We start from the raw sequence: 12,834 nt of genomic DNA, 5'->3' as shown, positions 1-12,834 counted from the left end.
CGGTTCGTGTGCCCGCACGAAGGACACCACTTCCATGTCGACCACACGTTCGCCCCAGTCACCGTCCCGGCCCCGGCGCCGGCCCGAGTTCACGGCCCGCATCGCGGCCGCGCTGGCCGCCGTCGCATCGGCCGCCGCGCTGATCCCGCTGTCCGCGGCCGGCGCCGGCGCCGCGCCCGCCGCGTCCGCCCCCACGGCCGTCGCCGCCTACAGCGGTTCGTGCCCCGCCGCCGGGCGGGTCACCCAGGGCTACCACTCCGGCCATGACGGCGTGGACATCGCCAACAACCGGGGCACGCCGATCCACGCGACCGGCCCCGGCACCGTCATCGCCTCGGGCCCCGCGAGCGGCTACGGCCAGTGGATCCGCATCCGCCACGACGACGGCACCGTCACCGAGTACGGCCACATGTACGAGCGGCTGGTCTCGGTCAACCAGCGGGTCAACGGCGGCCAGCTCATCGCCCGGATGGGCTCCGAGGGCCAGTCCACCGGTCCCCACCTGCACTTCGAGGCGCACACCTCGACGTCCAGCACCCGGGGCACGGACCCGATCGCCTACCTCGGCGCGCGCGGGGTGAGCCTGCCCTGCACGCCGGGCGGCGGCGGTGGGAACCCCGGCACGAACTTCACCACCTGGGGCTCCGGCGTCCGGGTCCGCCAGGATGTCCGGCTGAACTCCCGCGTCGTCACCACGCTGTCCGGTCCGACGCCGGTGTACGTCGACTGCCAGAAGCGCGGTGACATGGTGGAGGCCGAGGGCCACCGCAACGACGCCTGGGCCCATGTCCCGGCTCTCGGCGGCTATGTCTCCAACATCTTCATCGACCACAGGGACGCCTGGCTGCCCGGCGTGCCCGAGTGCCGCTGACCAGCGCACCGTGATCGTGCCCCGGGTCCTCGTCGGAGGGCCCGGGGCACGGTCGTGGTGCCGGGGTTCAGCAGTGGGGAAGGCCGCCGACCACGACGTTGCCGGCCCAGGCCCAGACCTCGTAGTACTGGACGCCGCCGAAGTCGACGTTCAGCAGGATCCACTCGTTGGTGCCGTAGCCGCCGGACGAGACGTACTCGCCGCGGACGAAGCACTTGGCCACGCCACTGCCCCACTCGGAGCCGGTGCTTCCCACGATCCGGTACGACGTGCCGGGTCCGGAACGGATGTTGCTGTGCGGCTGGAGGATCCTGTCGCTCGGTCCGAAGCGCTCGGGCGACAGGGACGACGTGGACGACAGGGACGACGTGGACGGCCGGGCGGCGTCCACGGCCTGGGCCGGTACGGCGGCCGCGAACAGGGCGACGACCGCGCCGGCCACCACGGAGGTGGAAAGACGGAAGCTGTGCCGGGACATGGTGAACTCCTTCGGAGACGGACTGGAGGAAAGGGCGACGAGCGGCGTGGAGCGAACGGAACGTGCGGGACGGCCCCTCGGTGTCGGTCGGGGGCTCCTCCCGGTCAGCAGGGGCGGACGGAGTCGGCCGGGTCCCGGCCGATGTCGACGTTGCCGCCCCACACCCACACGTCGTTGTACGGGCCCGTGGTGAGGTCGACGCTGTCGTGGACGCTGCCGTGGTACCAGACGTCGGTGCCGTAGCCGCCGGACTTGAAGTACTGGCCGCGCGTGTAGCAGACACCGCCCAGGTAGAACCGGTCCTTGATCGAACCGGTGTTGACGACGACGCCACCGCCCGTGTTCGGCGCGGAGCGGACATTGCTGTAGGTCTGCAGCGAGACGTAGAAATGCGCGTGAGCGGTGCCCGCCGCGCAGAGGACGGTGAGGGCGGCGCCGGCCGCGACGCCGACGGCGGCCGCCCGGCCGCGCCCCCTGGTCAGCGTGGTGGTGGTCATGAGTGCTCCTTCGGCTTCGGTCACGGCGCAGGAGCGAAGTGGTGAACGCCTGCGCGCTGCTGGGACGGCGCACGCCGACCCGGCGTATGAGTCCGGGCGCTGTCGTGGGCCTCGGAGCGGGGAGCCGGGCGGCCTTCGGCAGGCGGGGCGTGGGCCTGCGGCACGGCACCGCGGGCAGGCCGGGCCCCTTCACAGGAACCGCCGGTATAATCCCCCCCGCCCTCACGCGGATCGCGTGCGGGCCGGGCGAGCGGGGGAGTGGCGATGGACGACGGGATCGAGCGCGAGTACCGCAGACGGCAGTGGGTACCGGCGGCGCAGCTCGCCCTGGCGGCGGTGGCGGTGCTCGTCGCCTTCAACGCACTGCAATGGATGACGTTGTCGGGGCCGACGGCCGTGGACGCGCTGGTCGTGGCGGTCTGGCTGTGCCTCGGTGGCCGGGTGGCGCTGGAGCAGTGGCGGACGCGCACGAACGTCACGGCCGACGGCATCACCGTGCGAGGGCCGCTGCGCACCCGCACCGTGGCCTGGTCCGACGTCTACGGCCTCCGCGTCGAGAACAGCGGGCAGCGCAACCCGCGGTGGCAGGCGTACCTCTACCGCGCCGACGGGCGTCGGGTCCGCCTTCCCCACCTGGACGAGGCTCAGCTGACCGACCCGATCGCCGAGGTCGCCGACCTGTGCGCCACCGCCGTACGGCTCGGGCTCACCTCGTTGGAGACGCGCCCGGAGTCGGAGGAGCGCATCCGCCGTGGGGCGAGACGGCGCACGGCGTGGCGTCGGGCGGGGCTCGGCGGCCTGGTCGTCGCGGCCGTCCTGTTCGCCGTCGACTTCTGGGCGATCCTCAACGACCGGCCGACGCACTCGTACCCGCTGCTCCTCTGCGTCCCCCTGCTCTGCGTCCCCCTCTTCTTCCTCCTCCTGGACCGCTTCGGCGAGGCCGTCGCCGCCCGGCGTCCCACCGGTCCCGCCTGACATCTCCGTTCTGCCGGTGCCGATCCGCCGACCCTGTGCAACTGTCAGGCGGCCTCGACGGTCATGTGATCATGTCGCAGATTCTCAAGGGCCGAGGCGTCTCCGCGCGGTTCGACCCCGACGGCGTTCACATCACCCGTTCCGGCCGGCAGGTCGACATCCCGCTCGCGGCGGTCCGGGAGATCCGGGCCGCCGAGGCGCGGACCGTCGAGATCGTGCTCACCGACGGCACGGCCCACCGGGTCGAGGGCGGCAACCCGACGGCCACCGCCGCCTTCGCCGCCGCCCTGACCGCCGTCCTCCCCGAGGAGCGGAACCCGGCGGGCGGCGCCGTGGTCACCGACACGCGGACGCCGCGCGACTGGGGCCTCTACGTGATCCTGTCCCTGTGCGGCGCCCTGGCGCTCGCCTACATCGGGTACGCCGTGTGGGTGACCCTGACGCATGGCGCGCGCGTCCTCGGGGTGATCATCGGCGTCGTGCCGCTCCTGGCCGGCGTCGTCATGCTCGCCTCGGGGCTCGCGGAGGCCGTTCGCCGCATCGTGCTGAGCCGGCGCGGCATCACCGTCCTCGCCGAAGCCGTCGGCAAGGACGGCAAGGACGGCAAGAAAACGGTGTACCACTACGCCGACGCCGACGGCGGCGTCCACCGGTACACCTGCAAGCGCACCCTCCAGCACATCCAGCTCGCCTACGACCCGGACGGACGGGTGGGGCCCGCCCACGCGGACTGGCTGCCCTTCGTGGTGGGCAGGATCTTCGTGAAGATCGTCGGGGCCCCGTTCTGGCTGTTCGTCGGCGTGGCGATGATCTTCGGGGTGCTGTGGTGACCGACGTCCCGCGCTGCCCGCGGTGGGCCCACTCACCAAGGGCCTCGACTTCACCGAAGTCGTGTGACGTCACAGGCAACCGCGCGGATCACATGGGGAGCGAGAACAGCCGCACCGGCTCAGAAGGCCAGTGCGTGCCGTCGCGCAGAGGCGTCACCATGGTCCGCAGCGGCATGGTCACCAAGCGGCTCCCGGGCTGTTCGACGCGTACGTCCTCGTCGAGCGGGTGCCATCCGAGGCGCTGGTACAGCGGCACGAGGGGAGGCCGGCAGAACAGCAGTGCGTGCTCGGGACCCATCGTGCGAGCGTGATCGAGCGCCCCCGCGATCACCAGCCGGGCCAGCCCCCGCCCCCGCACGTCCGGTGCGACGGCCACTCCACCGACGCCCACCACCTCCGTCTCGGCGCCGCCGATCGCCACGGGCAGCCGGAGCAGGCCGGCGTGTGCCACCAGCCGCCCGCCCTGTCTGATCCCGAAGTGCTCCTCCTTGGGCAGCCAGGTCAGACCGGCCGCGTCGACGCCGAACGGATCGTCGCCGTCACCGAGGATCTCGTCCTGCTCCGCCCTCGTGTACCGAGGGAGCCGTACTACAGCCGGTGCCACGGCGGACTGGTTCTCAGACATCTCTGACATCTCTCCATGATGGCTCCCCCGGCGACCCGAGGGCCGGCCGTCCGTCGACTGACGCTCAGTCAACTGATGCCGTGAGCAACGGCGTCGGTGCCGTGCTCCGTTCGTCCGTCGGCCGACGCGGGCCGTTGTCAGTGCCGTGCGTCATGATCGGACGCATGAACGAGATCGACACGGCCGCGTCGCGGAGCTCCCGAACGTGGAGCGGGCCGGCCGCATCCGCCGCCCTCCAGGGGCTCGTCGGGGCCTCGGGCTGCTGGAACGACGGCACCTTCGCCGACATCACGCGCATCGGCCGCTACATCGAAGGCAGTTGGGCGCCCGAGCCGGGCGAGCGGGAGGTGCGTCCGCCCGCGGCGGGCAGTTGGACGGAACTCGTGGGGCGCACGGGCGCGCTCGCGCTGCGCGCGGCCGCCCCCGCGACCAGGCCGGAGCGCCGCGAGGTGCTCCTCGACTTCCTCGAGATGTGGGCGCGCACGCCGTTCGCCGACCCGGCCTACCGATTCCGCCTGGGCCGGCTCGCCGGAACGACCTCGTTCACCGTCCGCGACCACCAGGGCGCCTCCTTCGGCCTTCACCTCGCGGCCGCGCGCAGGACGCTCTACTTCGAGGCCCTGCTCCCCGGCGGCGGGTCCGCCCCACGCCCCGAGGAACCGCTCTACACCGTGGACTGCCCACGTGGTCGGGGCACTCCGGAGCAGCTGCTGCGCCTGGTGGAACTCGTCCGGGAACGCGGCCCGGTCGCCTGGGACGCGGACGCGGTCGACGCCCTGAGCGAGGCGACCGGCTGGAGCCGCCCCGCCGCGGCCCTCGCCCTGGCCGGCAACCCCGGTGCGGGCGGCTACCGCATGCCCTACCTCGACGAGCACGAACGCGCCGTACTCGGTTTCAAGGTCGGCGAACTCGAGTCGGCGCGCGAGGAGTTGTCGATGATGAGCGACGGCGAGCGGCTCGCCCTGCTCGCCGACGTGATGCCCGCGGACCCCGAGGACCTGTGGGAGCCGGGCGGCCTCGCCCGCGTCGCGGAGCGCGTCGCCGCGGCCTGGGCACAGCAGCACGGCACCCGGCCGCACGCGCCGTGGAGCACCTGGCAGGCCGCGGTCGCCCTGGAGACCCGGATGCCGGCGGCCCACCTGTGCCATCTGTTCCTCGCCCCGGCGAACGCCACCCTGCCGCCGGGCTTCTACCTGCGGGTGTGGCCCTGTCCGCCCGAACACCGCCACCTGCGCACCGCGTGGGACGTCATGGGCGACTACGACGCCACGACCGTCGCGGACGCCGTCTTCGCCGGCCTGCCGTGGGCGTACGCGGACCTCCCCGCCGGGGACCCCGTCCGCACCGGCGCGCCGGAGGTCGTCCGCCATCTGCGCAAGGTGCTGGCCGGCCGCGACTCACCGGCCCGGGTCCTCCACTCGGGCGTGATCCGGGGCAACCGGGGGAGCCGGCGCTGGGACTGGCTGACGGACGGCACCTGCGACCGTGTCATGGCCCGCATCACCGCCGACGACCTGCCCGCGGGCCGCTACGAGTCCGACCCGCGCGCCTGCGCCCCCGACCTCGTCTCCGACGTCGCCGCCACCCTCGACCTGACCGAGGACGCCGCCGCCCTCTACCTCCAGCTCCTGCTGCTCCCCGCGCCGTCGGACCGCAACGTACGGCGCTGGAACGCGTGGACACCGGCCCGCCACAAGGCGGCCGCGGCGGAGCTGGTGACGCGCGGCCTGGTGGTGCGGGACCGCCGTGCGCGCGCCGGACGCACGCTCTTCCTGCCCGGCCCGTGGGCGCACGCCAAGAAACCGCTGCCGCCGATGGAGTCCTGGAAAGCGCCCCTGATCGGCGCGCGGCTGAGCGCCGACGGGAGCGAGGTGAGGGCCTTCGAGCTGCTCCCGGGCACGCTCCCCGAGCTGTTCACCGACGCCTGGCGGCTGGTGCGCGAGGGGAAGGGACCGACGGCCTGAGAGGCCGAAGCACCGGACCCGGGGGCCTGTCGTCCGGATCGGGTTGCAGGGTGCCGGCGGTGCTCCGCCGGCTGAGGTGAGCGGGGTTCGGTGCGCGCGGCGGACGCCACGCGCTTCCCGAGGCAGAAGGACGCAATCGTCCACCCAGGGCACGTCATTGTCCACAACCGTCGCACTAGTCTCGCAGCGAGCCGACCGCGCGGCCCCGGTGGTGCACCCCCACAGCACGACACCTCTCCCCAACCCCCACGGACGGAGATCCACATGCGCAGGACGAGCGCACGGTTCACCCTGGCCGGAGCCACCGCGGCGAGCGCCGCGGCACTGGCCTTGATCGGAGCCACCACGGCCAGCGGGTCCACCGCGGCCGAGGAGCCGACGGCGATCGCGGCCGCCGGCCCCGTCGGCTTCGGCGCCGCCACCACGGGCGGAGCCGGCGGCGGCACGGTGACCGTCACCACCGCCTCCGCGTTCATAGCGGCGGTGCAGAGCAGCACCACCCAGACCGTCCGGGTCAACGGCACCATCGCCCTGACGTCGATGACCAAGGTCGCCTCGAACAAGACCATCGTCGGCGTCGGCACCGCCGGCAAGATCACCGGCAGCGGGCTCAACGTCGCCAGCGTGAGCAACGTGATCATCCAGAACCTGACGTTCTCGGGCTCCAACGACGACGCCATCAACGTCCAGTACTCGACCAACGTCTGGATCGACCACAACGACATCTCGGACGCGTACGACGGAGCCGTCGACATCAAGCGCGCCTCGACCAACATCACGGTGTCCTGGAACCGCACCCACGACCAGGACAAGAACATGCTGCTCGGCCACTCCGACGACAACTCCAGCGAGGACACCGGCAAGCTGAAGGTGACCTACGACCACAACTGGTTCGACGGCACCACCCAGCGCAACCCGCGCGTCCGCTTCGGCAACCCGGTCCACGTGCTGAACAACTACTTCAGCGACATCGGCTCCTACGGCGTGGCCTCGACCGAGAACGCGGGCGTGCTCGTGGAGGGCAACTACTTCGAGAACACCGACGACACCTACCACCTCGGTGAGGGCGACTCCGACGAGGGCTCGCTCGCGGCGAAGAACAACTGCTTCGTCAACTCGACCGCCGGACAGACCGGTGGATCCGTGGCGTCGATCCCGTACAGCTACACCGCGGAGTCGGCGTGCAGCGTCAAGGCGACGGTGACCGCGGGCGCCGGGGTCGGCAAGATCTGAGCCGCACCACCGCACAGGACGCGCACCATCGCACCTGACCCGCACCACCGCACCTGACCCGTACCACCGCACCTGAGCCGCACCACCGCACCTGACCCGTACCACCGCACGAGGGCAGGACCGGTGACCACCGTGTCACCGGTCTTGCCCCATGGCACCTCCTCCTCTAGGTTCCCCCGTGCCCCGTCGGCACCGGCGCCGCGGGGACCCCGGCGGAGGGCGAGCGAGGGGGCGCGGATGGCCGCAGACCTGTGCGCCGCCGACACGCCGCGCGGACCGGACCGGCCGCTCACCGTGGGACTGCTCACCGCCAACATCCACCTGGGCGTCGGCGCCACCCTGTGGTCCGGTGTCTGCGCGGCGGCCCGGCGCAACCACGTCAACCTGGTCTGCTTCCCCGGCGGGAACCTGCTCCACGGCGACGTGGCCCGCAGCGAACTCTACGAACTGGCCGGACCCGCCAGACTCGACGGCGTCGTGTGCTGGAGCTCCACCCTGGGCCTGCCCTCCGGCGGCCCCCGGGCCCGCGGTCTGCTGCGGCGCCTGGCCCACCTGCCGCTGATCAGCCTCAACCAGCCGCTCAGCGACCAGACCGACGTGCTGTCCATCGACTCGCACGCGGGCATGCGCAAACTGGTCGGACACCTCGTCGTACGGCACGGCCGCCGACGGCCGGCCTGCATCCGCGGCCCGCTCGCCCACCCCGTCTCCGAAGAGCGCTACCGCGCCTATGTCGACGCCCTGCGCCACCACGGCATCCGGCACGAGCACACCCTCGTGGGCGCCGCCGTCGACTTCGCCGCGGCGGCGGGCGCCTCGGCGATGCGGGCACTGATCGAGGCGCGCGGCCTGGTCCCGGGCGTCGACTTCGACGTGGTGCTGGCGTGCAGCGACGTCCTCGCCGCGGGAGCGCTGCGCTACCTGGCCGACCGCGGGGTGCGGGTCCCGGAGGACGTCGCGGTGGTCGGCTTCAACGATTCCCCCGAGGCCCGGCTCGGCGACCCGCCCCTCACCTCGGTCGCCCTGCCCTTCGCGGAACTGGGCGCGCTGGCGGTGGACACCCTCGTCGCCCGGTTGCGCGGCACCCGGCCCCCGAACCGCACGACCATCCCGGCCACCCTGGTACCGCGCCGTTCCTGCGGCTGCCCCTACCCCTCGTCGTACGGCACCTCACCACCGGTTCCCGCGGCCGCGTCCCCGCGGCCGGCGGCCCCGCATCCGCGGGCGTCGCACGTCGGCTGGGCGGCCCTCGACCAGGTTCTGCCGTCCGCGGGCGCCCGGCTCGCCTCGGCCTTCCACGCCGAACTGCCCTGCGACGCCGAATCACCCTGCGGCGCGGAACTCTCCTGCGGCCCGGAACTCTCCTGCGGCGCGGAACTCCCGTGCGGCGCGGAACTCCCGTGCGACGGGGGTGAGTCGGCCCCGGCCGCCGAAGCGCCGGCCGACCGTGCGACCGCGGGCGGGGCAGCGGATCCCGGTGACCGGCCCGGCGCCTTCCTGACGCTCGTGGAGCAGTTGCTGCGCGGGCACGCCGGTACCCAGGCCGACGTCGACCGCTGGCACCAGGCGCTGGAAGGCGCCCGCCGCGACGTGGTGGACGCGCTGCCCCCGCCGCGCCGCAGGGCCGGCGAGCGCCTCTTCGGACGGGCCCGCCTCCTCGCGGCCGAGCGGTCGCGCGCGCTGCTGGAGTACGAACGCTGGTCCCAGACCCAACGCGCCCGACGGCTGAGGCGGTTCGGCACCGCCCTGACCACGGTGGTGGACCTGGAAGGGCTCTCCGACGTCCTGGAACGGCACCTCACCGAACCCGGCGTCCCCCACTGCCGGATCGTCCTGTACGAGCGGGCCCACGACTTTGCCGACCCGGCCGTGCGGGGCATGGCGCGCACGGTGCTGAACCGTGCCGGAGAGCGGACCCCCGCGGTCTCCGGCGCACTCGGCGAACCCGCGTTCCCGGCCAGCCTGCTGCTGCCCGACGCGCTGCTGCCGCGCGAGGACCGGTACACGCTCGTCCTGGAACCCCTGCACATCGGTGACGAACACCTCGGTGTGGCCGTGTTCGACGCGACCCGCACGGAGGCCGTGGACCACGACGGCGCCCTCTACCGGGAACTGGGCGACCAGATCAGCGCCGCCCTCAAGGCGATCGGCCTCTTCGACGAGGTGCGCCGGGCCCGGGACGCGGCCGAGCAGGCCAGCCGCTTCCAGGCACGGCTGCTGACCCACGTGACGGACGAGGTGCGCACCCCGGTGGAGGCCATGCTCCAGCACGGCGGCGACCCGGGGACGGCGCTCACCGGGGTCCGCCAGGAGGCGGCCCGGCTGCTGTACCTCATCGAGAACCTGCTGGACCTGGCCCGCTCGGAAGCCGGCGACCTCCTGCTGTCCCGGCGGCTGCTGGACCCGCTGCCCGTGCTGGCGCGGGCCTGCGCGACGGCGGCGGCCGCGCGGCAGGCGGCCTTCCGCTGGCAGCTCGACCTGCCGCGGCGGCTGCCGTCGGTGTGGGTGGACGAGACACGGCTGCGGCAGATCCTGCACAACGTCCTGTCCGCCGCGGCGGACCGGGCCGGCGTGAGCCCGCCCGAGGTCACCGCCGTCCTGACCCCGTGCGGCATACGGATCACCGTCGCCGTCCCGGACGCCCGCGCACCGTGCCCGCGCCCCGGTCAGCCGTTCGACGTCGGGGTGACCACGGCCCGCCGGCTGGCCATGATGCACGGCGGGGCGCTGACCCTCGCCGGCACCGACAGCCGGCCGGAGTACGTCCTGCACCTGCCCCTGCCGACGCCGGACGGGCAGGCGCACCTGACCGGTGGCGGTGCCGCGCCGCTCCTCGTCCTCACGCCCGGCGGACTCGCCGCGGACGTGGAGGAACTCGTGGCCCGGCACGGACTGGAGGTGTCCCGGCCCGACTCCCCGCACGACCTCATCCGCTCGGTCGAACTCCGCACCCCCGCGGCCGTCGTGTGGGACGCGCTGCCCGACCGCCCGCAGGAGTGGCGGGCGGTGCAGCGACTGCACGACCATCCCGCGCTGCGGCACACGCCGTTCCTGCTGTTCGGCGCCCACGGCACCGATCTGCGGCACGTCGTGCGGGCCCTGCGGCCCGACGGGTTCGCCGCGCCCGTGATCGTCGCCGGCGGCTCTCGCGAGTCCCGGGAGACGATGCGCCGGCTGGCCGAGGCCGCGCTGCCCGACCACCCCACGCGGGTGGTCGCCGACGCGACGGCCGTCCTGGCCCTGGTCGCCGAGGAGCGGCCACGGCTGGTGATGCTGGAGCGTGCCCTGCCCGATCTGCGGGGGCTGGACGTCGTGGACCGTCTGCACGACGGTGCCGGCCGGGCCCTGTGCCCCGTCGTCGTCGCCGGGCACGAAGGGCTGACGGCGGAGGACGCGCGCCGAAGCCGCCCCCACCCGGCGCTGCTCATGCTCGACCTCGACGTCTTCGCACCGCACGAGGCGGCGGCGCTCGTCCGCGACCTGGCCGGACAGGGCGGCCTGCCGCCGCCGCGGTCCCGGGACGTCCTCGACGAGGCCCTGGTCTTCCTCTACGAGCACTGGCGCCGGCAGATCTCCCGCTGGCAGGTGGCCCAGGCCGCCGGAGTCAGCCCCGACCATCTCGGCAAGCTCTTCCAGCAGCGCTACGGCCTCACGGTGTGGGAGTACCTGACCCGGCTGCGCATCGGCCGGGCCGCGGAGCGCCTGCGGTCGAGCGACGACAGCGTGCAGAGCGTGGCCCGCGCGGTGGGCTTCCGCGACCGCGCGTACTTCAGCCGGGTGTTCCGCAAGGTGACCGGAGTGGCCCCGCGCCTCTACCGCGAGGAGTCGGTGGGCGGCCCGGGACCATGACGGACCCGGCCGGGGACGAGGGCCGGGAGGGGCCCCGCGCCCGACCGGGAACGAGGCCCGCACGGGGTCCCCGAGAGCGCGCCGAGGTCCCCCGGCCGGCCGGGCTCGGCGGTCAGGCGGGCGGGCGGTCAGGCGGACGGTCGGGCAGGCAGGCAGGCGGACGGTCGGGCAGGCGGGCGGGCGGTCAGGCGGCGAACGGCGACTGAGCGCCCGCCGTGACGACCGTGCCGCCCTGGACGACACCGGCCACGTTCCGGGGGTCGGCCAGAAAGCCGATGTCGGTGAGCGGGTCGCCGCGCAGGACGATCAGGTCGGCGTACGCACCGGGCGCCGTCGTTCCGATCTCCCCCTCCCGGCACAGGAGCCGGGCGGCGGTGGTCGTGGCGGAGCGGATCACGTCCAGGGGGCTCTGCACCTCGGCACGCAACCGGAACTCCTCGTTCTGGTGGTGGTGCATGCCGCCCAGCAGGTCGCTGCCGTAGACCGTGCGGACCCCGCCGCGAACAGCCCGTTCGAGCGCGGCGAGCCCCTCGCCGAGCACCTCGTCCACCTTGCGGTGGCTGTCCGCGGGCAGCCCGTACTCCGGCCCCTCCTTCTTCAGCGCCCAGTAGGTGACGAGCGTCGGCACGAGGAACGCGTCGTGGTGGGCGAACAGCCGTACGCTCTCGTCGTCGAGCAGGTTGCCGTGCTCGATCGAGCGGATGCCCGCCTCGAGGGCGCGGTTGACGGCGCGCGCGGTGTAGGCGTGGGCGGCGACGTACCGGTTGGCCGCCGTGGCCTCCTCCACGATCGCGCGCAGCTCGTCCATGGAGTACTGCGTGGAGTCGATGCGGTCGGTGGGCGAGGCGACCCCGCCGGACGCCATGACCTTCAGGTGGTGGGCGCCCTTGCGCAGCTCGTCGCGGGCGGCGGCGCGGACCGCGTCCACCCCGTCCGCGACCCGGCCGAGGCCGGCGCAGCAGGGGTGGTCGTCGCTGACCCGGGTGCCGCGTCCGCGGGTGTCGCCGTGGCCTCCGGTCTGGCTGAGGGCCCGGCCGCAGAACAGCAGCCGGGGGCCGCGGACGAGGCCTTCGGCCTGGGCGTCGCTGAGACCGTAGTCGGCCCCGGAGGCGTCGCGGACCGTGGTGAAGCCCCGGTCGAGCATGCCGCCCATGATGCGGGCGCTGTGCGCGGCGATGTAGCTGGGGGAGGAGTGGGGCAGCGCACCGAGGTCCGCGGTGGCGGCGGTGACGTGGACGTGCGCGTCGATCAGGCCGGGCAGGACGGGCGCTCCGGCGAGGTCGACGACGCGGACGCCGTCCGGGGCGGCGAGGCGCGACCCGGTCTCGGCGATGCGCCCGTCGGCGCAGCGCACGTCGCATTCCTGGTAGGTGCCGGATTCCACGTCGAGCAGGAGGGCGTTGCGCAGCAGCAGGGACAAGGGAGTACTCCTCGGTACGGCGGCGGGGGCGGTGTGCGGGATGCGGTGTGCGGGCGGTGGCGCCGCGGCCGGTCGGCGACCCGCCCCGGCGG

Annotated in this window: 10 protein-coding genes; 6 read left to right on the top strand and 4 right to left on the bottom strand. The window is 73.9% G+C overall.

The window, feature by feature from the left end; translation table 11 throughout:
• Positions 1-34 precede the first annotated feature (34 nt).
• Entirely contained in the window at positions 35-871 is an 837-nt protein-coding gene (locus ACFV9M_RS37415; RefSeq protein ID WP_385076279.1) for a M23 family metallopeptidase, read from the top strand.
• Positions 872-938: 67 nt separating this feature from the next.
• Here ACFV9M_RS37415 and ACFV9M_RS37410 read toward each other — a convergent pair whose 3' ends face one another.
• Both ACFV9M_RS37410 and ACFV9M_RS37405 read right to left on the bottom strand, forming a co-directional pair.
• The gene (locus ACFV9M_RS37410; RefSeq protein WP_385076277.1) at positions 939-1,349 is read right to left on the bottom strand and encodes a hypothetical protein; all 411 of its coding nucleotides are present in this window, start codon (positions 1,347-1,349) and stop codon (positions 939-941) included.
• A 104-nt stretch (positions 1,350-1,453) separates the two neighbouring features.
• The gene (locus ACFV9M_RS37405; RefSeq protein WP_385076274.1) at positions 1,454-1,846 is read right to left on the bottom strand and encodes a hypothetical protein; all 393 of its coding nucleotides are present in this window, start codon (positions 1,844-1,846) and stop codon (positions 1,454-1,456) included.
• Positions 1,847-2,110: 264 nt separating this feature from the next.
• Here ACFV9M_RS37405 and ACFV9M_RS37400 point away from each other — a divergent pair, with 264 nt between their 5' ends.
• Positions 2,111-2,821 (top strand): PH domain-containing protein, encoded by a 711-nt coding sequence (locus ACFV9M_RS37400; protein ID WP_385076271.1) that lies wholly within the window; start codon positions 2,111-2,113, stop codon positions 2,819-2,821.
• A gap of 71 nt (positions 2,822-2,892) precedes the next feature.
• Positions 2,893-3,651, top strand: a complete 759-nt coding sequence (locus ACFV9M_RS37395; RefSeq protein ID WP_385076269.1) for a hypothetical protein — start codon at positions 2,893-2,895, stop codon at positions 3,649-3,651.
• An 88-nt stretch (positions 3,652-3,739) separates the two neighbouring features.
• Here the strand turns inward: ACFV9M_RS37395 and ACFV9M_RS37390 are convergent, their stop codons facing one another.
• Positions 3,740-4,276: a GNAT family N-acetyltransferase gene (locus ACFV9M_RS37390; RefSeq protein WP_385076266.1), complete on the bottom strand. Its 537-nt coding sequence runs from the start codon at positions 4,274-4,276 to the stop codon at positions 3,740-3,742.
• Between the two features lie 164 nt (positions 4,277-4,440).
• Here ACFV9M_RS37390 and ACFV9M_RS37385 point away from each other — a divergent pair, with 164 nt between their 5' ends.
• From ACFV9M_RS37385 to ACFV9M_RS37375, 3 genes are all read left to right on the top strand, one after another.
• Positions 4,441-6,240, top strand: a complete 1,800-nt coding sequence (locus tag ACFV9M_RS37385; protein WP_385076263.1) for a hypothetical protein — start codon at positions 4,441-4,443, stop codon at positions 6,238-6,240.
• Positions 6,241-6,504: 264 nt separating this feature from the next.
• A complete protein-coding gene (locus tag ACFV9M_RS37380; protein ID WP_385076260.1) occupies positions 6,505-7,473 on the top strand; it encodes a polysaccharide lyase family 1 protein in 969 nt (322 codons plus the stop codon).
• A gap of 237 nt (positions 7,474-7,710) precedes the next feature.
• Positions 7,711-11,322 carry a substrate-binding domain-containing protein gene (locus ACFV9M_RS37375; RefSeq protein WP_385076258.1) on the top strand — a complete coding sequence of 1,204 codons (3,612 nt, stop codon included), beginning with the start codon at positions 7,711-7,713 and terminating at the stop codon, positions 11,320-11,322.
• A gap of 184 nt (positions 11,323-11,506) precedes the next feature.
• On the opposite strand, the gene ACFV9M_RS37370 is transcribed toward ACFV9M_RS37375, so the two are convergent.
• Positions 11,507-12,834 (bottom strand): amidohydrolase family protein (locus ACFV9M_RS37370; protein WP_385102664.1); only part of this gene is annotated, 1,328 nt, incomplete at its 5' end.

The organism is Streptomyces sp. NPDC059895 (genome assembly GCF_042731035.1).
GTDB lineage: Bacteria > Actinomycetota > Actinomycetes > Streptomycetales > Streptomycetaceae > Streptomyces.
The sequence above is the reverse complement of the archived record's forward strand: the minus strand, read 5'-3'. Positions and strand labels throughout refer to the sequence as shown.